Source organism: Spirosoma aureum (genome assembly GCF_011604685.1).
In the GTDB taxonomy this organism is placed as follows: Bacteria; Bacteroidota; Bacteroidia; order Cytophagales; family Spirosomataceae; genus Spirosoma; species Spirosoma aureum.
Window position 1 is genome coordinate 2,554,961 of the sequence record NZ_CP050063.1, and the last position, 21,116, is coordinate 2,576,076.

22 protein-coding genes are annotated in these 21,116 nt (G+C 48.7%); 17 read left to right on the forward strand and 5 right to left on the reverse strand.

What is annotated here, in order from left to right; translation table 11 throughout:
- Window positions 1-18 precede the first annotated feature (18 nt).
- A complete protein-coding gene (locus G8759_RS10020) occupies window positions 19-1,107 on the forward strand; it encodes an OmpA family protein (RefSeq protein ID WP_167207518.1) in 1,089 nt (362 codons plus the stop codon).
- 63 nt (window positions 1,108-1,170) lie between these two features.
- Here G8759_RS10020 and G8759_RS10025 read toward each other — a convergent pair whose 3' ends face one another.
- Together G8759_RS10025 and G8759_RS10030 are read right to left on the reverse strand one after the other, a co-directional pair.
- Entirely contained in the window at window positions 1,171-2,607 is a 1,437-nt protein-coding gene (locus tag G8759_RS10025; RefSeq protein WP_167207521.1) for a SusD/RagB family nutrient-binding outer membrane lipoprotein, read from the reverse strand.
- 22 nt (window positions 2,608-2,629) lie between these two features.
- Window positions 2,630-5,875, reverse strand: coding sequence for a SusC/RagA family TonB-linked outer membrane protein (locus tag G8759_RS10030; RefSeq protein ID WP_167207524.1), 3,246 nt, complete (start codon window positions 5,873-5,875; stop codon window positions 2,630-2,632).
- A gap of 398 nt (window positions 5,876-6,273) precedes the next feature.
- Between G8759_RS10030 and G8759_RS10035 the strand changes: the two genes are divergently transcribed.
- From G8759_RS10035 to G8759_RS10050, 4 genes are all read left to right on the forward strand, one after another.
- Complete coding sequence (locus G8759_RS10035) at window positions 6,274-8,031, forward strand: S41 family peptidase (RefSeq protein WP_167207526.1); 1,758 nt, start codon at window positions 6,274-6,276, stop codon at window positions 8,029-8,031.
- Window positions 8,032-8,287: 256 nt separating this feature from the next.
- A complete protein-coding gene (locus tag G8759_RS10040) occupies window positions 8,288-9,337 on the forward strand; it encodes a DUF4097 family beta strand repeat-containing protein (RefSeq protein WP_167207528.1) in 1,050 nt (349 codons plus the stop codon).
- Window positions 9,338-9,421: 84 nt separating this feature from the next.
- Complete coding sequence (locus G8759_RS10045; RefSeq protein ID WP_167207530.1) at window positions 9,422-9,769, forward strand: hypothetical protein; 348 nt, start codon at window positions 9,422-9,424, stop codon at window positions 9,767-9,769.
- 56 nt (window positions 9,770-9,825) lie between these two features.
- Window positions 9,826-10,089, forward strand: a complete 264-nt coding sequence (locus tag G8759_RS10050) for a hypothetical protein (RefSeq protein ID WP_167207532.1) — start codon at window positions 9,826-9,828, stop codon at window positions 10,087-10,089.
- A gap of 24 nt (window positions 10,090-10,113) precedes the next feature.
- On the opposite strand, the gene G8759_RS10055 is transcribed toward G8759_RS10050, so the two are convergent.
- The gene (locus tag G8759_RS10055) at window positions 10,114-10,557 is read right to left on the reverse strand and encodes a biopolymer transporter ExbD (protein ID WP_167207534.1); all 444 of its coding nucleotides are present in this window, start codon (window positions 10,555-10,557) and stop codon (window positions 10,114-10,116) included.
- 21 nt (window positions 10,558-10,578) lie between these two features.
- The gene (locus G8759_RS10060) at window positions 10,579-11,142 is read right to left on the reverse strand and encodes a biopolymer transporter ExbD (RefSeq protein ID WP_167207536.1); all 564 of its coding nucleotides are present in this window, start codon (window positions 11,140-11,142) and stop codon (window positions 10,579-10,581) included.
- 105 nt (window positions 11,143-11,247) lie between these two features.
- On the opposite strand from G8759_RS10060, the gene G8759_RS10065 reads away from it, so the two are divergent.
- The 4 genes from G8759_RS10065 to G8759_RS10080 all read left to right on the forward strand — a co-directional run bounded on the left by G8759_RS10065 (window position 11,248) and on the right by G8759_RS10080 (window position 16,845).
- Entirely contained in the window at window positions 11,248-11,727 is a 480-nt protein-coding gene (locus G8759_RS10065) for a hypothetical protein (protein ID WP_167207538.1), read from the forward strand.
- 24 nt (window positions 11,728-11,751) lie between these two features.
- The gene (locus G8759_RS10070; protein ID WP_167207540.1) at window positions 11,752-14,727 is read left to right on the forward strand and encodes an FAD-binding and (Fe-S)-binding domain-containing protein; all 2,976 of its coding nucleotides are present in this window, start codon (window positions 11,752-11,754) and stop codon (window positions 14,725-14,727) included.
- A gap of 203 nt (window positions 14,728-14,930) precedes the next feature.
- Window positions 14,931-16,022 (forward strand): hypothetical protein, encoded by a 1,092-nt coding sequence (locus tag G8759_RS10075; RefSeq protein ID WP_167207542.1) that lies wholly within the window; start codon window positions 14,931-14,933, stop codon window positions 16,020-16,022.
- 130 nt (window positions 16,023-16,152) lie between these two features.
- Window positions 16,153-16,845 carry a 3-keto-disaccharide hydrolase gene (locus G8759_RS10080; protein WP_167207544.1) on the forward strand — a complete coding sequence of 231 codons (693 nt, stop codon included), beginning with the start codon at window positions 16,153-16,155 and terminating at the stop codon, window positions 16,843-16,845.
- Between the two features lie 167 nt (window positions 16,846-17,012).
- Here G8759_RS10080 and arfB read toward each other — a convergent pair whose 3' ends face one another.
- Entirely contained in the window at window positions 17,013-17,417 is a 405-nt protein-coding gene (gene arfB, locus G8759_RS10085; RefSeq protein ID WP_167207546.1) for an alternative ribosome rescue aminoacyl-tRNA hydrolase ArfB, read from the reverse strand.
- Between the two features lie 104 nt (window positions 17,418-17,521).
- On the opposite strand from arfB, the gene G8759_RS10090 reads away from it, so the two are divergent.
- The 8 genes from G8759_RS10090 (at window position 17,522) to G8759_RS10125 (ending at window position 21,042) form a co-directional block, all read left to right on the forward strand.
- The gene (locus G8759_RS10090) at window positions 17,522-17,863 is read left to right on the forward strand and encodes a glycoside hydrolase family 95 protein (protein ID WP_167207548.1); all 342 of its coding nucleotides are present in this window, start codon (window positions 17,522-17,524) and stop codon (window positions 17,861-17,863) included.
- 21 nt (window positions 17,864-17,884) lie between these two features.
- Entirely contained in the window at window positions 17,885-18,256 is a 372-nt protein-coding gene (locus G8759_RS10095) for a hypothetical protein (protein ID WP_167207550.1), read from the forward strand.
- Between the two features lie 35 nt (window positions 18,257-18,291).
- The gene (locus tag G8759_RS10100) at window positions 18,292-18,912 is read left to right on the forward strand and encodes a hypothetical protein (protein ID WP_167207552.1); all 621 of its coding nucleotides are present in this window, start codon (window positions 18,292-18,294) and stop codon (window positions 18,910-18,912) included.
- 138 nt (window positions 18,913-19,050) lie between these two features.
- Window positions 19,051-19,413: a hypothetical protein gene (locus G8759_RS10105; protein WP_167207554.1), complete on the forward strand. Its 363-nt coding sequence runs from the start codon at window positions 19,051-19,053 to the stop codon at window positions 19,411-19,413.
- A 90-nt stretch (window positions 19,414-19,503) separates the two neighbouring features.
- Window positions 19,504-19,842: a hypothetical protein gene (locus tag G8759_RS10110; protein WP_167207556.1), complete on the forward strand. Its 339-nt coding sequence runs from the start codon at window positions 19,504-19,506 to the stop codon at window positions 19,840-19,842.
- Window positions 19,843-19,934: 92 nt separating this feature from the next.
- Window positions 19,935-20,279 carry a hypothetical protein gene (locus G8759_RS10115; protein ID WP_167207558.1) on the forward strand — a complete coding sequence of 115 codons (345 nt, stop codon included), beginning with the start codon at window positions 19,935-19,937 and terminating at the stop codon, window positions 20,277-20,279.
- Between the two features lie 63 nt (window positions 20,280-20,342).
- Complete coding sequence (locus G8759_RS10120; RefSeq protein ID WP_167207560.1) at window positions 20,343-20,690, forward strand: hypothetical protein; 348 nt, start codon at window positions 20,343-20,345, stop codon at window positions 20,688-20,690.
- Between the two features lies 1 nt (window position 20,691).
- A complete protein-coding gene (locus G8759_RS10125; RefSeq protein WP_167207562.1) occupies window positions 20,692-21,042 on the forward strand; it encodes a hypothetical protein in 351 nt (116 codons plus the stop codon).
- The last annotated feature ends 74 nt before the right edge of the window (window positions 21,043-21,116 follow it).

Here is a 21,116-nt window from a genome sequence, read left to right on the forward strand (position 1 = left end):
AGGTTGGGCAATTTGCCAATGAAATACACAACCGTACTTTTCGGAATTCTGCTCTGGTTTGCAACTGAGCAGATACAAGCCCAGCCGGGCCTGAGGGGTGAGTATTATAACGGCACCAACTTCGACCGGAAAGTCGGAACACGGATAGATCCAGCCATTCGGTTCAATTGGCGAGATCGTACTCCGGCAAGGGGCGTCGACAAATCCTATTATTCCATTCGCTGGACGGGCAAACTGCTGGCTCCGACCACCGGACAATACGGATTTTATGCGAAAGTAGATGATGGCATTCGGGTTTGGGTAGGCAATAAGAAAGTAATCGATTCCTGGCAACTAAATGACTCCAAAAGCTTTACAGGTACCGTAATTCTACAGGCTGGTCAATACTATGATTTGCGAGTCGATTATTTTAATGCCATGCTTGAGGGTGAAATTGAGCTTTACTGGCAAAAGCCCGACGCAAAAAAACTAGTTTCGGACCGATTCAATACCCCCAGCGAGCCGATAACAGCAGAATATTTCTTTCAAAAAAAGCCAGTAGCCATTGCCGCGCCCAAGCCGGTTCCGGTGTCGCCTAAAGCATCGCCGGTTCAGACTCCGAAACAAACAGTTACCACGCCTGGCAGAATTGCCAAATTGGCTCCCAGGCCAGTTCGTCCGTCGGTTGTAAAGCCAGGAGCGGGACCTAAGCCCGTATCAACTACTAAAGCGTCAACGAACTCACCAGCACCCGAGCGGTCAGTTGAGCCAGAATTGAAACTGACAATTGGTGAAACAGTCGTGTTGCGTACAGTTCAGTTTGAGCAGAGCAGTTATACCTTATTACCTGAATCGACAGCCGAGTTGAATCGATTGGTGCAGGCTCTGAAAACAAATCCGAACTGGATGATTGACATAGAAGGGCATACCGACAATGTCGGTGATCCCCGTTTGAATCTGGCACTTTCTGAAAACCGCGCTAAAGTTGTTGCCAGCTATCTGAGTCGGCGGGGCATACATGACAATCGTATTGAGACAAAAGGCTATGGTGGAACACAACCCATTGCTGACAACACGACCGAAACAGAGCGGGTCAAGAATCGACGTGTAGCCATCAAAATCCACTAAAAATGGCAATGCCGTGGAGCCAGTTATTCTCAACTGACTCCACGGCATTACTACACTCGTAGGCTACTTATAAATAGCCGGAGCGTCGAACGTTGGCGGCACCGGCTTAGGTGTACTTGGGTTGGAATTGATCTCATTTTGCGGATAAATGAACCGCCACGGGAGCGCCGTACCCGTGTTGGGTGTCAGCTTGATCCCATACGCTTCGGTGCGGGTCCGGCGCTCGTCGTTCCAGCCCAGGTGCTGGCCATAGAACGAAACGTAGCGTTCCTGCAAAATTTCCCGAAGCAGTGCATTGTCGGCCGTGATGCCATCGGCATTTTCAATACCACCAGCCGCAAAGTCTGCCGCTACGTACGGTTCATATTTGTAGGCTCCGGCTGTGAGATAGGTCGTGGTGATATACCCACCCGTATTCAGAAAAGCCCGGTACGCATTCAGGTGCCCCAAAGCAGTCGTAAATCCTTTTCCCGAACGTAAGGCCATTTCGGCCAGTGTCAGAATGTTTTCCTGGTACGTTACGAGCGGAAAACTGGCGCTCTGAGCAAAGAAACCAGCGGCTGCCGTTGTATTGGGCTCAATTTTGCCAGGGCTGTTGATGCCGTTCTCTAAATAATAGAACTTGAACCGAGCCGTCTCAATGGTTTTCGCATTGCCTCTATACCGTGCATTGGTCGGATTCAGTAAACTGACGTTATAAGCGCCAACCGCGTTAATGTCGCCGGTTCGTGAACTGGCCAGAAACGAGAAGTACGCATTTTGGTTCACATTGGTGGTTGTACCGTGAGGTGCATACAGCGAATTGGCATAGGCACTAACCCCCGTTTGAGCGGCCGTATAAGCCGCATCATACTGTTTCGTATCGGTCAGCAATCGGGCTTTCAGCGTGTAGGCAACCTGCGTCCATTTCGTGGCATCGCCCGCAAAGTGAATATCTTCAGTACTAACCGTGCCTACTCCTGATTTCAGATCCGTAATAGCATCGTCGAGCAGCGCCAGTAATTTGGTGTATACCGTTGCCTGTGGTTCAAAGGCGGGATTCGGGAATTTGGTAATGTCGCCCGCCTGATCAAACGGAATATCACCCCAAAGTTCGGTACCCGTTGCCAGCGCATTGGCCCGCAAAATTTTGGCAATGGCCGCCATTTTCCGGTTTCCAAGCGCCGTTGCCTGATTGATGGTCAGGAGCGCATTGGCATTTGTTCCGGTGAAAACCAGATTCCAGTCACCATCATAGACGCCCGCCGATACGTTGTAGTTGTGGTAATCCAGCCATTGCCGGTCGGCACCAGAAGCGTACCCATCCCAGATGGTTGTCAGTCGACTGGCCATCCCTTCCTGGGTAGCCATGTTCGCAATCTCAGTGCCGGTCAGCAACAGGCTGGCCGTTGAGTTGGTCGGGTTGTTTGGATCTACGTTCAGATTCTCAACAATAGACGAGCAGGAGAAAAGCTGTAGACCAAACAATATCGAAAAAATGGATTTATAGGCTCGATTCATGATAGATACTTCTTCGTGAGAATTAGTAATTGATTTTTATACTGACCAGCAGTGATTTGGTATTGGGGCTATTGAAATAATCCTGCCCCCGCGAGTTGCTGGCTCCGTTAAGCGCCGTTTCCGGATCAACACCGACCATTTTCGTCCACAGAACGGGATTGCGGCCCGTAACGGTCACGTCAATCGATTGCAGACGGCTCTTCTGACGGAACTTTGGCGAACTGATCGAATAGCCCAGCGATACTTCGCGTAATCGGGTCCAGCTGGCATCCGTAATGAACTGCTCGACCAATGTGCTGAAACCACCGCCAATGGAGGTATAGTACGACTGATCGAGGAGTACCGGACCCGCACCGAAGTCCTGAATATTACCCCGAACGGTACTTCCGGCCGTAATGGTTTTGCCTGCATAGTTCTTCAGATCCTGCGTCAGTGTCACGTCGTTTCCGACATCCCGGTGTGTACCAAAATTATAGAGCGTGCCCCGTGTGCCGTTGTAGAAATCACCACCCTGAAAAGTCTCGAAAAGAACATTCAGTGAGACTTTCTTGTAGGAAAAATTAGTGCCGAAACCACCGCGATAGTCGGGGTTCGGGTCGCCAATCACGCCAAACTGCGACGCTACCTGTGGGAAACCATTGGCATTGAGTTGGAGTGCACCCGTTTCGGTTCGCTGGTAAACACCACCATAGAGCGCCGACATGGCATACCCCACTTTCGCTACGGTGCTGGCTGTAGTGCTGAAGCCCCCCAGTGTAATGATGTCGGTTCCGGCCAGGTTCGTCACGCGGTTAATATTCCGGCTGACATTGCCGAAGACGTTCCAGTTGAAGTCTTTATTCGTCAGCAGGTTATAGTGTAATTCCAGTTCCCAGCCTTTGTTGGACATCGACCCTGCATTCGTGTATTTCGACGTGTATCCCGTCGATCCGGCAGCGGCTACGTCGAGCAGCAGGTCCTTGATTTCATTCTGATAGTAGGTAAAGCCAGCCGTCAGTTTGTTGTTGAAGAACCGCAGATCAGTACCTAACTCCCATTCGGTTTTCCGTTCAGGTCGCAGAAACGGATCGCCCTGACGACTGCTTCGTACATACGCCCCATTGCCATAGCCTGCGCCACTGAGTGTATTGGCCCAGCTGCTAAACGACGCATTGACGTACGTTGTCGTGTTTCGATACGCATCGGGCTGAACACCCACAACTCCGTAGGAAGCCCGTAATTTACCGAAAGACAGAATGCTTTTATCGCGCAGCATCGGTAATTGGGTGAACTGCCAGGCCACATCAGCAGAGGGGTAATAGAAGGTCGATTTTGTCTGACTGCCAAAGGTCGATCCCGCTTCCCCGGCTACCGACGCATTCACAAACAGCTGATTGTAGAAGCCCACATTCAGGGTCGAATAGAGCCGGGCCATTCGACGATTTGTGGTTGTCCGGTAAGGGGCATCATTGACGGCCAGCGAATTGCCAAAGTTGGCGGGGGCATCCGGAACAATGAACGTGTTCATGTTTGCCCCGATATTGAGATACTTCCGATCGTTGATGTTAAAGCCTACGATCAGCGTTGTGTTGATGTTCTTGCCAAAGTCTTTAAAGATACGGCCAATGAGGTCGCCGTTCATTTCCGATTCTTTGTAAATCTCTTCGTTGTACGTGCCCAAACCGCTGTTTGATGCCGAGTTTACGGGGTAGTTCGTAATGCGGTGATCCGTGTTCGCATCAAGACCCCCACGAAGTGTTATGTCGAACCAGCTGGCTGGCGTGATGAGCAGTTCTGAACTCAAAATGAAGCGATCTACTTCCGAAAAGTTGGTCAGCTCATTGATGGCCCACAACGGATCGTTATAGATTGGATTGGCTAAAGCACCCAGGTAGTTTCGATAGGCGCGTTGCCGGTTAGGAATGGCACTGGCCGTTGGCGAAGCGAAATAATTACCTTTATAGGCACGACTGTCGAAATCGGGAGACGTGCGTAACATCCCGATATAGAGCCCATTAACGCTATTGCTGCGCTGAATCCGGTTGGATGTTGTGCGGGCGTAGGTCGCATTCGTAGTGGCTTTGATGATGTCGTTGAAGCGACGTTCAGAGTTAAACCGAAGCGTGGTTCGATTGTAATCACTTTGCCCGTTGATGATACCCTTTTGACGCAGATCGCCCACACTCAGGTAAAAGTTGCTTTTGTCGTTTCCACCACTGATCGCCAGGTTATTATCGATGTAAGTACCTGTCCGGAAAACGGCATCTTTGCGCTCCTCCTGAAAAGTTTGTTTCGAATTTTTGGTGATAATAGGATAGAAGGTCTGCCCATTATAGGCTTCAAAGCGCGCGCCGTTCATATTAACGACATCGTCGCCCCCGGCCCGGTTCGCAATTTTATCGCCCCATGAATTCTGGCTGGTTGGGTTATACACCCCGTCTGCTCCCTGTCCATAGGTGTTTTGCAATGGGTGCAGTAAGTTTGGCTTATCGAACGATACCGTAGAACTATAGGAAATGTTGACCTTATCGCTGTTGGCACCTTTCTTCGTCGTGATTACCACTACGCCATTGGCAGCACGGGAACCCCACAGAGCAGCAGCCGATGCACCTTTCAGAATTTGCATCGAGGCAATGTCGTCGGGATTAATATCATTTAGCCGCGACTGCTGCGTTACGCCTGCCACACCATCGCCAAGCGTCGAGTTACTAATGGGGATACCATCCACAATGACCAGCGGCTGCGTTGAGCCGGTAATGGTGTTTTGCCCTCGAATCTGGATGTAGGAGCCCGCTCCCGGATCACCGGCAGAGCGGGTAATCTGCACCCCGGCGGCTTTTCCGGACATACCGTTAATAACCCCCGTTTCACCGGATCGAACCAGGTCTTTCGCTTCGATTTTAGACGCTGTCGCTCCTCGTTTATCGGCGTTTTCCTTGAATCCCAGCGCACTGACAATGACTTCGTCCAGCGATGTGGCGTCATTTTGTAAGCGTACCGAAATAGAACTCTGAGCCCCAATCGGCACCTCAGTGGTTTTCATGCCAATGAAGGAGAAAATCAGAACACCATTTTTAATTAAATTATCAGGAACTGAAATGGTGTACGCCCCTTCTGCATTGGTCGATGCACCAACGATTGTTCCCTTTACAACTACGTTCACACCGGGTGTGGGCGAGTTATCTTCTCCAGATGTGACTATACCTTTAATGGTCCGGCTCTGTGCAACGAGCTGGATAGGTAAATACAAGGAGAAAAACAGCATCAATAGTAAACTTCTGTTTCGCATCTCACTTAGTTTTAGATTAAAAAAGTACTATTTTGACTGATTATTGAACGGATACCGGAACTGATTGCCTTGGGCTACCAGCAGCTAAACCAGAGCTGGCTATTAAGACCTTTTTCCGAATACGGGCAAAAAACCAACAGCCATCTGGCGTCAGAGTAAATGTTATTCGGATGTATATGGATGAAAAGGAATGAACAGGTAGTGGTGCTTTTAATCCAAATATAATGTGGTATTTATCTAATAGTCAAGATAAAATATTATATTCTTATAATTTTGCCAATTATATTATATTTAAAACTCAAATATTTAAAATATTCTATTAATTACGCTTCGTCTGTTGAGAATTGATTTGATTTTAAGGTAATTGGCATCACCAATCAGACTCGCCTTATGTAGCTATGAATAAGCTTTTAATTGCACTATTTCTATTTCTTGATTTGCGTATCGCTACGGCTCAATCTGGATTGACTGCCACGCAGGCTTATGATTATCTTCAGGGCGAACGTGCCCGGGCTCGCGTGCCCCAGAATGGAATGGACAAGCCTCCCGTTGATAGTCTTAAAAAGGCTGAGCAGATTTTACTGGATGCATTAACTTACTATCATCGACCAGACGTGCAGGACTTAGCTAAAGGAAGTTCCAGTCTGTTTTATCGAAAAAGTGATATTTCATTCGACCTGGCCCGTATTCAGGCTAAACTGGGAAATAATGAAGCCGCAGCAAAAACGCTGATCTATCCGTTGACAGGAAAATTCGCTTCGGCCTATGCAGGCTATATCACCGAAATGAATGAATTTGAGGAAGTTCGAAAAGATCCGTCCATTAAGTCTATGTTGGCAAAAGGACAGGCTGCTGCTCGATTGTTTAATTCTACGGCGCTGAAAACACCCTATAAAGCCAACATTAGCGAAGACGAAAAAGTAGCTGGTCTTTCAAAGTTGTGGTCGGAAGCTAAATACAACTTTGCCTACTTCGACCATATTCCGGACATCGACTGGGATAAATTATACCTGGAATATCTTCCTAAAATTCGCGCTACCCGTTCAACGGTCGATTATTTACATGTACTCGAATCGTTCTGTGCCCAATTGCACGATGGCCACACCGATGTTTGGGCCAGTGACCCAATACTTGCCGATTCGGTAGCCCGGCGTCCGCCCATTCGCCCGATGCTGGTAGAAGACAAGGTGCTGGTTCTGGATGTAACCCAGGATAGTCTCGAAAAAACGGGTATCCGGCCGATGCTCGAAATCATACGGATTGACGGTACACCCGTCCGGGAGTATGCTGATCGCTATGTGCGGCCTTATCAGAGTGGGTCAACACCACAGAACATAGATGTTGGTACGTACAGCTATCGGCTGCTAAGAGGGCCTAAAGATAAGCCTGTTACTCTTGAATTTCGTGACCAATCAGGGCAAACGTTCAGCCGCCAGTTGCCGCGCTCGGGTTATACAAAACTGAAATCATTGCCAGCCTTTACCTTTCGTATTTTACCCGGAAATGTTGCCTATGTTCAATTGAATAACTTCGAGAACGACAAGGCACTGAAGGGATTCGAAGCGGCTTTTGATTCAATTGCTGTTACGAACGCGCTTATTCTTGACATCCGGCAAAACGGCGGTGGCGATAGCGGATATGGCTGGGCTATTCTGGGTTTTCTGACTGACAAACCAATGCAGACCGGGTCGTATTCTTCGCGTCTATACAGTCCTCTGCGCCGGGCACGAGGTGAAACGGTTGTGTTCGAGCCCGTCGAAACAAACGAACACGGCTGGCCTGCCAATGGTAAAAAGCTGTATAAAAAGCCTGTAGTTGTACTCACCAGCGGTCAGACGTTTTCGGCAGCTGAAGATTTTGCGGTAGTGTTCGATGTCATGAAACGAGGTGCAATCATTGGTGAACCTACGGGTGGTAGTACGGGGCAACCGCTGGCGTTTTCACTGCCAGGTGGTGTTATGGCGCGGGTTTGTACAAAACGGGATATGTACCCCGACGGTACGGAATGGAATGCGAAAGGGATTCAGCCAACCGTGTTGGTCAGGCCGAGAGTTGCCGACTGGCAGGCTGGCCGCGATACAGTTCTGGAAGCCGCACTTGCCCATTTGGGTGTGCAGAAAGATCCGGTAAAAAATAAAAAAAAGGCTAAAAAGTAGCCGGATTTTTACCGGTTCCAATAGACAGGATAGCCCCCAGATACTGTCCATCATCGAACAATGTCTGTCCGATGATGGACAGTTTAAAATAGATGCGTTACTTAAGAGGTTGATTTTCAGTGCTATTTTTGATATGGCACGGCACTTGCAAACCTGTTGAAACAAAGATGGTAGGCTAATCGAGCAAGGAAAAAACATACGTCGTGCAACCTTCTCCTGTTCGACTACATCTTTACTACATACAAAACGAAACCACATGAAACGCAACCAGTTTCTACTAACCCTTTTGAGTGCAACGACACTCGCGCTCACATCGCCCGCCCAAAATCGGAACGACGACCGCGATACCCCTTATCAAACCAAAACCTTTTCGGGGAAAATCAACGCCGTTCGGGCTGAAACGTCGGGTGGTAGCCTCACCATCGAAGGCGGCACCGATAATAATGCAAAAGTTGAGATGTTTGTTCGGGCCAACAACTGGAACGACAAACTCGACAAAGCGGAGATCGAAGAACGGCTCAAAGATTACGATATCTCGATTGCCCAGGAAGGCAGCACCATCGTGGCAACGGCAAAACGTCGTAATAATGATCGTGACTGGAAAAAATCGTTAAGTATCGGGTTTAAGTTCTACACACCCCGCAATGTATCGACAGATTTGCGTACATCCGGCGGTTCGATTCATATGGCAACTCTCACCGGAACGCAGAAGTTTCGCACCAGCGGTGGTAGCCTGCACCTGAGCGATATCGAAGGCGACATCAATGGTCAGACATCGGGCGGATCGATTCACATGGATCGTTGCCGTAAAGATATCGACCTGCAAACATCGGGTGGGTCGATTGAAGCGAAGGAATCGACCGGCAAAATGCGTCTGCATACATCGGGTGGAAGCATTCGGCTAACTGACCTGAAAGGCAGTGTTGATGCACAAACCAGCGGAGGTAGCGTGAACGGTAATGATATCGAAGGCGATATCAAGGCAGGTACTTCCGGCGGTTCGGTTCGGCTTGCGGGCGTGTCGGGTAGCATCGATGCGAATACAAGCGCGGGCAGTGTTGACGTAGAGATCGTCAAACTGGGCGACTATGTTCGGCTAAGCACCAGCGCAGGTGGCGTTCGCGTAAAAATGCCTATGGACAAAGGCATGGACCTGAATCTGAGCGGCAACCGGGTCAATATTCCTGAGTCGCTATCTAAGTTTGATGGCAATATTGAAAAAGATCGCGTTCGCGGAAAACTAAACGGCGGTGGGATCGCGGTCAACATTTCGGCGAGCAGCGGTAGCGTTTCGATTAACCGTTAATACACTCACAGTCTGAAAAGACATAGTTCGATCTGATTGTGTGATAACTTTGAGGCCCGCCGAACATCCGGCGGGCCTTATTTTATGTCCACCAGTTTCTTTGACCGCCAATTGGGTATTAATCTGGGCCTGACGTTCCTGAGTAGTGCCATCATTCTGTTTTGCATTAAAACTACGCCAACGATTCATCTGCCCTATTTTATAACGCCTGCCCTGGCGGCTGGTTTGGGTTTTCTGGAGCCGCGCCGGGGCTGGATGCTGGCCATTGTGCAGGCCGTCGTTATCTGGCTTGGCTATATGATTTTTGTGCCAACGCCCGATGGCCCTGCCGACCGGGATATTGAAAACTTCGGCCTATATGGCTCTATGATTCTGACGTTTGTGGGTAGCTTCATTGGCGGTCTGCTCAAGCGGGCATTAGACCGGGGGTGACTTGTAGACCTTGAACCATAGAGCGTATTTTTGGTTATCTCTGAAAAAGGAAATACATGGATTCACTCGTTTTTCATATTGATGCTGACAAAGTCGATACTTATCTACTGGATAGTATTAAAGCTTATTTTGGGAATCGGCGGATCGAGATTATAGTAAAGCCGGAAGATACATTGACGGATATAGTGGCGAAAAATGAATTGGCCAATCATGATTACGCATTGCCTTACGAAGACATTAGACGAATTGCCGACGCTCTGGAGCGAAATGAGCCTATTGATGTCGTTTCGGAAGTGAAGAAGTTTATGGCTTCAAAATGAAGGCAACCCGTATTTAAACATCGGTCAATAGCGAAGCAGATAAGGCAAGTTGCCTGCAATCCGGAATTCATCCAGTACATCAACAAAATTGCCAACTGTTGATTCTGGGCAGGGTCGTACAACAATCGCCAGTTCACCGGGCGTTAGCGCTTCTTTTCTATGGCGAAACAAGGCTTCGCGTAGCTTGGTCGAGTGCCGATGAGCGGTAACAAAGTTTGCCCGACAAACAGACCCGCCTGGAAAATGGCAGAACTGAATTGTATCCCGATCAACCAGTATAATTTCCAGCACCCATTTCGACCGTTCAGGGATAATCCCTTTCCTGCAGCCCGGCACGTCCCAGCCACTAACTACAGTCGGTTGTTGAACTGCCTTTACCCACACAAAAAAGACGATCAGCAACAGGGCAATACTGACAAAGGGTGTCATGTCAATACGGGGTAACGAACGATTTCGGCGATTGCGCATAAAAGTAGCTTTTTCGATTGGTCAACTGTTTGGCTGTGAACTGAAATAAGCTGGTTTTTTTAGATACACGGGCTCTCTGAAAAACGAGGATGGATACCGGATAAACAGCCGTTCATAATGCTGGATCATTAGCTGATCATCGCTGGTGAGGTCGGATAGGAGCAGATAGGGTAGATTGCCGACAAGTTTTAGTGCTTTCAGCGTGTTGGCCACATTTCCGAAAGTGGCAAAGGAAGTCGGCTTAATTACGACTGCTACATCGCCATTCGCTGAATTTTTCACGGTTTCCAGCAATTTATTCAGGCCTTCTGGTCCGTAACCAGTTTGCTGTAATTCCGACTTATCGTTCCCGTGCCAATACTGCATAAAACCAATTCGGTCTTTATCCAGTAAGAATAGCGTTACTACTTTCTGGGGATAAACCGGCGATTCATAATTATGACAACCCGATGGCACTGTAACACCCATGATAACCGGGCGCTGAATGGCTTTCTGAAACACGAAGAACACGATCAGTAACAAGGCAATACTGACAAACGGTGTGAAGTCGATTCGGACCGGGATATAGGATCGGCGGGTTATCATAGCGATCAGGTTTTTTAGCCGATTGATGTCTTATTGGCTGTATTTCCATAAACCCACTCTGGTTTTCGTACCTTTACTGTTATTATCCTATTGGTAGATATGGATATGAGCACGTACGAACGTAATGCGAACCGACTAACCGTTTTTCTATTACTTGTGGAGATTGGTTTGGCCGTCGCCGGAACAATAAAACTATCAGGACCCATCCCAATTCACTTTAAAGGGAACGGCGAACCCAATCGCTGGGGTAATCCGTCAACGTTACTGGTGATCGCCTTTGTCGGTTGTTGTTTAGTCGGCTTATTGTGGATTATTCGCCATTCGTCCACCGAACTGATGAATATTTCTGGTTCGCCTACGTCAGAGAACAGGGCCAATCAACAACAGAATACCAACCAATTATTGGCTACGATTCGCGCCATAGTGGCTGGCTTGTTTTTAGGCGTCATTAGCCAAATCCTATGGGTGAGTTTCTACCATCAGAAGCAGATTATTCTATGGCCATCGTTCCTGTTTATAGCGCTTATCCTGGCTAGTACGTTATTCGGGCTAATCAGCGCATTACGATTATCCGCAGATCGCTAAACAGTTTCGTCGTATCTTTGACCTATGTTCCGTCTCCCTCATAAACCGCCCTTCGCCACGCTGGAGCCTTCTTTTGAAGGTGATTTATATTTTGATGAATCGCCTGAACATACCGCTCAGCGTGTGCTCTATGCCACCGATGCATCGGTGTATCAGGAAATGCCCATTGCCGTAGCACTGCCGAAGTCGGTTGCCGATATTAAACGACTGCTGCGGTTTGCCCAGCAACACGGACTGGGTCTGATTCCGCGTGCGGCCGGAACATCGCTGGCCGGGCAGGTTGTAGGAAGTGGTATTGTGGTCGATATTTCTAAATATTTTGGTCAGGTTCTGGATGTCAACGCTGACCAGAAATGGGTGCGTGTTCAGCCGGGAGTTATCCGCGACGACCTCAATGCCTATCTGAAACCACATGGTCTCCTCTTCGGACCAGAAACATCGACCGCAAGCCGTGCCATGATTGGTGGCATGATTGGCAACAATTCATGCGGACTTCATTCCATTGTTTGGGGAACCACCCGCGACCATCTGCTCGACGTTCGTGTTGTATTGAGCGATGGCGCCGAAGTAACGTTCGGGCCGCTTACCCGCGAGCAGTTCGACGCGAAATGCCGGGGCGAAAATGTCGTTAGTCCATTGGAGCAGCGACTATATGTTCAGTTCCGCGACTGGTTATCCAGTCAAAATGTTCAGCAGCACATCCGGGATGGCTACCCAAAACCAACCGTTTCGCGCCGAAATACGGGCTATGCGCTGGATGCATTGGTCGATTTTTGGGGCGTGGAGTCGGATGATTCACATCTCCCTGCTAAAACATTCAACTTTGCTCATCTCATTGCTGGATCTGAAGGGACACTTTGCTTTATTGTCGAAGCAAAACTGAACCTGTTGCCCTTACCACCTAAAGAAACGGCGCTCGTATGTGCGCATTTCGATACCATTCGGCAATCACTGGAAGCAAACCTGGTGGCGTTGGCCCATCAGTGCTATGCTTCGGAACTGGTGGATGATTATATTCTGCAACTGACCAAAACCAACATCGAGCAGACGAAGAACCGCACGTTTGTCGAAGGCGATCCGAAGGCGATCCTGATGGTTGAGTTTTTTGATGATACCGTGACCGGTGTTCAACGGCAAGCCGAAGCGTTTGTGGCTGCTCTTCGGGCCAAAAATCTGGGCTATGCCTACCCGATTCTGTTTGACGAAGAAACCAAAAAGCCCTGGGCATTACGGAAGGCCGGATTGAGTATCATGTATAATATTCCCGGCGACGAAAAACCGGCCAACGTCATTGAGGACACGGCGGTTGATGTGCACGACCTGCCCGACTATATCGACGAACTGGATAAAATGGCGTGGGAAAATCACGGCTTGAAACTCGAATATTCGGCCCATGCCGGAGCCGGAGAAATTCACGTGTTGCCACTCATTAACCTCAAATCGTCGGAGGGGCGTACCAAGTTTCGGGCGTTACTGATGGATACGGCGCAACTGGTCAAAAAATACGGCGGTTCGTTGTCGGGCGAGCATGGTGACGGGCGGCTGCGGGGTGAATGCATCGCGTTTATGCTCGGTCCCGAAAACTACCAGCTGTGCAAAGATGTGAAGGCGCTCTGGGACCCACATAATACATTCAATCCCGGCAAAGTTGTCGATACGCCACCCATGAACGAGTCACTGCGTTCGGAAGCTGATGTGGTGATTCCGCAACCGAAGACCGTTTTTGATTTCTCCAAAGATGGTGGACTGCTCGAACTGGCTGAAAAATGTTCGGGTTCGGGCGATTGTCGCAAAACGGAAATCTCCGGTGGAACGATGTGCCCAAGCTATATGGCTACCCGGCGCGAACGCGATACGACGCGGGCAAGAGCCAATATTTTGCGGCATTTTTACGGCAATACCCAGAAACCGACCGACCACGACTACGCGACGGTCAAGGAAGTTCTGGACTTATGCCTGTCGTGCAAAGCCTGTAAAGCGGAATGTCCATCAAGCGTGGACATGACACGCATGAAGGCTGAATTTACGCAGCAGCAATACCGCGAATCCGGGATTCCATTACGGGCAAAACTGGTCGGGAATTTTACAAAACTGATGTCGCTGGCCAGTATCGCTCCCTGGGCCTATAATGCGATATACGATACACCTTCGCTTCGACGTATTGCCAATAAAACGGTTGGTTTTCACCCCGACCGAACAATGCCGGAACTGGCTGGAACGACGTTGAGAAAATGGTTTTCGGCGAGGAGTAAGGAGAAAAACGGACAGCAACGTGCTCAGGTTCTCCTTTTCTGCGATGAATTTACGAATTACAACGATGTGGAGGTTGGCCAGAAAGCAATTCAGTTGCTGGAGCGTTTAGGTTATGCCGTTACTATTCCTAACCACGTTGAGAGCGGGCGAACGTATTTATCGAAAGGATTGGTTGATGATGCCCGGCAGATCGCTATTCGAAATGTAACGTTGCTCAAAGACCTGATTACAGCCGAAACGCCATTGATTGGTCTGGAACCTTCGGCGATCCTGACCTTCCGCGACGAATATTCTGATCTTGTACCGGCTGAATTAAAGGCCGATGCTCAGCGAATCGCTCAGCACGTTTTCCTGTTTGAGGAATGGGTTGCGCGTGAGATTGACAACAGGCGAATTGATAGCAGCTCATTCATTGACGAGGTAAGACAGGTGAAAATCCACGGCCATTGCCACCAGAAAGCCTTGTCGTCGATGGTTCCGGTGAAAAAAATGCTATCGCTTCCTAAAAACTATCAGGTTCAGTTAATACCATCAGGTTGTTGCGGCATGGCAGGCTCGTTTGGGTACGAAACCGAACATTACGATCTGTCGATGCAAATTGGCGAACTCGTGTTGTTCCCTGCTGTCCGACAGGCAGAAGAAGCCATCATTTCGGCTGCCGGTACCAGTTGCCGACACCAGATAAAAGACGGAACCGGACGAAAAGCGCAGCACCCCGCCGAAATTTTATTTGATGCACTTAAGTAGCGTGGACGAGACCTTGTGATTGAGTAAACGATCCTCCAAAGCGCAACATCAACAGAGCAATAGCTACTTAGCTCCGCTTCGCAACTGGATGTGTCCGTCTGAAACGAGCAAGATGATTTTCTAACGGAGACATCCTGTTTGCAAACACCAAACCTTTTCTGTTCCTGGTGGTTTTGCATAAACCGAAAACATTCACAGCAATCATGGAGAACTCAAATTCATCAGCCCTTAGCGATGGTGCACAACAAGCCAATATCGTTTCCAACGAAAATGCGGAAGCCATGTTCGGTGCCGATCAGGGCGAAACAAATATGGTTAAACTCGTGGACGGCAAGTTGACGCCCATTGGTGATACCGAAGACGATGTTATGGACGAACAGCTCCGCAACCGTTACAGTAGTGACGAAGAGCGGAGCTTGCAGGGTGACCAGCAGCATAGTAAAACGTACGAAAACTCGGATGCTGCCTTACGCATAGGGGATGTGATCGACAGTCGTGAACTACCTAATGACCCAATTGCTGAAGCCGAATTAACGGGTAATCCCGATGCGGGCGATACCGTTAACACGGGTTTGCCATCTGAAGATGCCCCGAATGATCGTACCGAAAAGGGTACAGATTCTACCCCAACGGGGGCATTTGGTACCTGGGCATTTCCGGCCGGAGTAGGCGATATATCGGTTCAGAACTCGGTTCCGACAACACCGCCTTCACCTGATCCAACGCAGCCTGTGCCGGGAATTCCTGAAACACCACCAACGCCACCCGTTCCCGGTCCCGAAATTCCGGATCTGCCAGGATCGCCCAGACCGGCAAATCCCGAAATTCAGGAGCCCGATCAGCCCGATCGCTCACATGAAATCAATGCAGGATATACAACGGCGCGACATCGGGTAGCAACTACCGATTTTCTGACGTATACCGCCGAAGTGTCAGGCCTGATCGATGAGACGGATGTGGAATTGAATGAATCCGCTCCGGATGAATCTACGCCAGATAGTCGCTACCAAGGGCAGGCCGCTGGTCCTGATGATCAGGGTATGGAAGAGAAACCGGATACCGGCGATGCTGCCCATCCCTATGATGTGAGCGCTAAAGATGCTGACGTGTATCAGCCAGGTGAACGTCCGGAAGAGAAAAAAGAAGCCCAGCAGCTACCCCGTGAAATGGCTGACGAAAGCAGTATAACGGCGCAGGATATGATTTCCGGCCCGGATCGATCGGATCAGAAGTCGACAGAAGGACTCGATCGAAAATACAATGATCCTGAAGCTGCCCGCGATATGGCGAGTTAAGCTAGTGAATAGATTGATGTAACGCGGGCGGAAACGCGATTCTGATAAGCACAATTTGTGTATACTCAGAGCGTGGGTTTCCGCCCGCGTTACTTTTTTCCTACTTTTAGCCGCTAAATCTTTTAAGACCATGAAAAAATTACTGATTCCCTGTCTGTTGTTAAGCGCAATGGCAGTGGCAACTCCCCCCGACAAAAAACCAAAGTGGACGGCCCTTTTTAATGGTAAAGAAATTAAAGGGTGGCATAGCTATCATAAAGATGGTGTTGTTGGCTGGAGCATTGAAGATGGGGCATTAACGCCCGACGGTACGGGTGGGGATCTTGTTACCGATAAAGAATATGAAAATTTTGAACTGGAGTTTGAATTCAAAATTCCAAAAGGCAGCAATAGTGGTGTTGTCTACAAAATTATCGACAGCCCAGATATTAAATCGACGTATATGTCGGGCCCTGAATACCAGGTAATTGATGATAAAGGGTATCTGGATGGCGACGGGAAACCGTATAAACTGAAAGATACTCAGTTAACGGGCGCTAATTATGATATGATTCCGCCCGCCGATATGAACGTGACAAAAGCGCCGGGCGAATGGAACAAAGGACGGATTGTAGTCAACAATAATCATGTCGAACATTATCTGAATGGGAAGAAAATGGTCGATTATGAATACGGTTCCGACGATTGGAAGCAACTGGTGGCCAAAAGTAAGTTTGCGAACTGGCCTTATGCCAAACCTCATGCAAAAGGTAAAATAGCCTTGCAAAACCATAGTCCCAAAGAGCGCGTCTGGTATCGGAACGTTCAGATTCGGGAGTTGTAATATACTATTGAGTTGGAATGAAGGCCCAAATGCATGCATTTGGGCCTTTTTTTATGAATAATAGGGAAAGCAACCGTAAACGATGAGATCAATCTTATCGACCACTTTGCGAGGTGAAATCATTTACTCGATTCACCCAATAACCTTGAACAGGCAAGTGGATCAAGCTACTCATAATCTATTCGTTTTCGATTCGCTTTTACGTCTCCCTTCCGCTTCTTCTCCGCAATCCGCTCGTCGACCGATGCCTTCGACGGTTTGGTTGCTTTTCGGGGTTTTGGTTTCTCAAAGGCTTTTTCAATCAGGCGATAGAATTTCTTTGTAACCTTCTCTTTGTTAGCCAACTGCGTCCGTTCGGTTTGGTGGGTAAGCACCAGCTCGCCGTCGGTAGTGAGTTTACCGGCCAGTTTTTCTTCCAGAATGGCCCGTTCCTCGTCGCTAAGCAGGGCTGAGTTGCGAACATCGAAGCGGAGTTCGGCTTTGGTCGCTACTTTATTCACGTTCTGGCCACCTGCACCCCCACTTCGGGCAAACTGATAATGTATGTCGGATAGTAGGCGGTTCGGGTCCATCTATAGTCGAGTCAGTTAGTAGATTTTATTTGAAAAAGTGATCACTGAACGAACAATCCCTGAAAGGAACAGTTCTTTTTGTCAAAACTAATGGATTCAACGTTATGGCACATCACGATCAAAAAATCGCCACGATGCTGGACGATACACTGGCTACCCTCGGTGGTGGAGCGCCCTCAACAACACCCGATGATGGAGTGAATCTAATACAGGAATGGATTGGGGTTGTGCGGTCAAACGTAAGCACGCAATGGGTAGCCGAACCCCTTGAAAAACTTCGTGACGCAATCAACGCCAATAATATCCGGGAAGTCGAACGCCTTTTATACGACCTCTCCGGCGAAACGATCGATCTGGCCAACAATGCCGCCGAAGGTGACTATAAACAAGGTTTGCAGAACCTGTCGACAGCCCTGAAAGATTTTGCGCAGGGGCTGGCGAAATAACTTTAATCAACAGACAAAACTATGATTTCTCAGAATCAAAACCAGACGTCGCTCATTGAGCAAACAGTTAATACATTCGATGGACGGATTGGCGAAACAACGGCCACTGACGGTTTAACTATCATCGATCAATGGTTGAATCGACTCGACGTTGCAGGTGATGAAGATACCGACGACATTGCCGATACGCTTGAAAGTTTACGGGCCGAGGTTCATGTAGCTCAGCAGTATAACCGGCCCGATAACCAGCGTATTGCAACTCTGTTAGAAGATTTGATCAGCCAAACCCAGAAAGTGGCTGCCACGGCCGAAGCCAGTGCCGAGCAGGAAGAACTCTCTCAATTGGTGGCAACCCTTGAGAACCTGCATCGGCAGGTGGCAACCAATAGCTGACAAGCTTAAATTAACTAATCCTAAACCCGATCATTATGGCACTGAATCAGCATGCATCGAATTTAGTTGATATAACCGTTAATGCCTTCAATGGCAATACGACCGATATCTCCCCATTTGACGGTATTTCGCTCATTGACACCTGGATAACCACTTTACGTAATGGCGAGCAGAACACGATTTCCGTTGCAAACGGTTTGAGTGAACTGAAAGCTGAGCTACAGAGCGGAAACCCGAACGGATGGCATATCCGGGGAATTCTCGAAAACCTGGTTAATCAGGTCAGACATACCGCCAGTTTGGCTGATAGTGAGGTGAAAACAAAGCTGGCTCCGTTGATCGAAGCGCTGGAAGGATTCAGCCATCAACTCGGAGGTTCGTCGAAACCGGCTAATATGGGAGGGCAGGCACCCATGACGAGTACGGTTGGTGGCGAGTCGACAACCAGTGGCGCAGGTGCATCAATCATTGACATGGACGATACAACCGGGAGCGACGGTGATGCACGCAGTGTTGGGGGGGCAACCGGCGACGATTATAGTCTGGAATCAGGCACCCGATCGTCGGGTGTATCCAGCGAAAATAGGCCCGACCATTCGGCCAGGGGCGAATCAGATACCGATACTGGCTCCTCGGGAGGACGCTCTCAGTATTAGATTCACAATAAACAGGAAGAGAGGGTTTTGCGATAAAGCAGGCTCTCTCTTTTGTTTTGCCCCCAAACAAAGCGCCGATTGATGGGTTTTAGTAAATACAAAACCAATTAACCTCCGCTTCGGTGGTTCTCAACGACTATGGCAAATCAACATTCGCAAACAACCGGTTCGTCGGCTACAACCCTGCTCAATGCTACAGTAGCAGCTTTTGATCAGGGACAGGCAGCATCGCCCCAGGAAGGAATGTCGCTCATTACGGACTGGTTTTCATCGATTAAAAATAATCACCTCACCGGCGATCTGGTGGAACCTCTTACTCACCTTCATGATGAGTTAAAATCGGGAGAGCCGAATCCGAAGCGACTTCAGCAATTATTGAACGAGCTGGCCGATAAGACTGACAAAGCAGCTCCGAAAGCTGAAGGCGATCTACAATCCCGCTTACAGACACTGGCTACTGCGCTTCGCAACTTCGCCGGACAGATTTCAACGGCGGTATAAATAATGGTCAGGAGTCATAACGTTCCAGCGTTAAGAACCGCGCGCGGTGTTTTTATGACCCGACACTCACTAATCTAATCACTAAAGGTTATGGCTTCACACGCATTGGATCAGCGTCTGTTTGATCAGACAGTTGGGGCGTTTGGGGATGGAACGGCAACATCTCCTGCCGATGGCGTCCAACTTATTAATGGATGGCTGAAAGTCATTGAAGGAAACATAAGTGCCGAAATTATTGAAGGAAAGCTAAAGGAGTTACGAAGTGAGCTACAGTTCACCAATCCAGATGCTGACCGTATTCGTGCATTACTATTTAGCCTTGCCGATCACACGTCGCAGGTGGCGCAGGGGTCGAATATTCAGGATCAGACATCTGGTAAATTGGAAAACGTGGCAACATCGCTCCGAAAGCTGGCTGGACAACTATAAAAGTTTACAGTTTATTGAAATTCGGTTTAGCTGGCTCCAATGTAACGGACACATTAATGGGGAACTCTAAACCGTACAAACCACAAACGCAAATGGGATCGAACATACTGGAAGAACGAATGCTGCAAGACACACTCGGAACGCTTCGCCATGAGAATGAGTCGACTATTTCGCCAGCTCAGGGCGTGATGCTCATTGATGGCTGGCTACAGGCCTTACAGGGTGAGCCAAATTTAAATCAATTGGAGGCCGACCTTAATGAGCTTCGTGCAGAATTGCAGGGCGCTCAGCCGAACGATCAGCACATTCGTGAATTAATGCTCAGTCTGGCCGATAAAACCCAGAGTGTTGCCGAAGGACCGTATGCCGAAGGAACCTGGACGGGCGGTCTGGAGAGCTTGTCAAAAATTCTACGAAGTTTTGGAAATAAACTGTAACGGATACCTGAATGGCTAGCCATTATTCCTTTTTACGACGTACAAAACCTAATTCACTACATTATGGAAACGCAAACCACACTTGAGCATCGGATGCTTACTGATACACTGGGCGCATTTGGCGAAGGGATTACAACCATTCTTTCGGCTGAGCGGGGCATCCTGTTGCTGGAAGGCTGGCTGAATGCATTACGGGGCGATGTTGGCGCAGAACGTATTCTGGCCGAGTTGGGTGAGCTACGCGATCACCTCAAGTCAGAACAGTACGACAGCGATAAAATCAGGCATTTGCTCCTGAGTTTAGCCAGTCATACAACGGCTCTTTCGCATGAGCCAAGTGTTGATCAGGCAACCGCTGGCCAGTTGAAGCAGTTAGTAAATGCATTACGAAACTTTAGCAGTCAACTCTAATATGCTATCACACGAAGAATCAACCGATCTGCTCGATTCAACGATGAGTGTTTTGGGCACAGACTTTACAACATCGACACCACAGAGTGGCACGGGTGTGATTGACGAATGGCTGGTAGAGCTCCGCAAAGCTGAAAATGCTACCGAAATCACAACTACACTCGAACAGGTGAAAACCGAGCTGGAAAGTGGTCAGATTAACACCACTGAGTTGAGTCAGTTATTTGATCGGCTAGCAACCCAAACGGTCGAATTTAGTACACTGATGGGGTCTGAAGGTGATATTGCTCCCCGGCTCGAAGGCTTATCTTCGGCGCTTCGTTCACTGGCCGGCCAGTTGGGGAATCAGTGATAATTTACGGTAGTTAAGTTATAATATTCTGATTATTAGTTAATCAATAGTTAGACAATTGTAAATTTCAACAC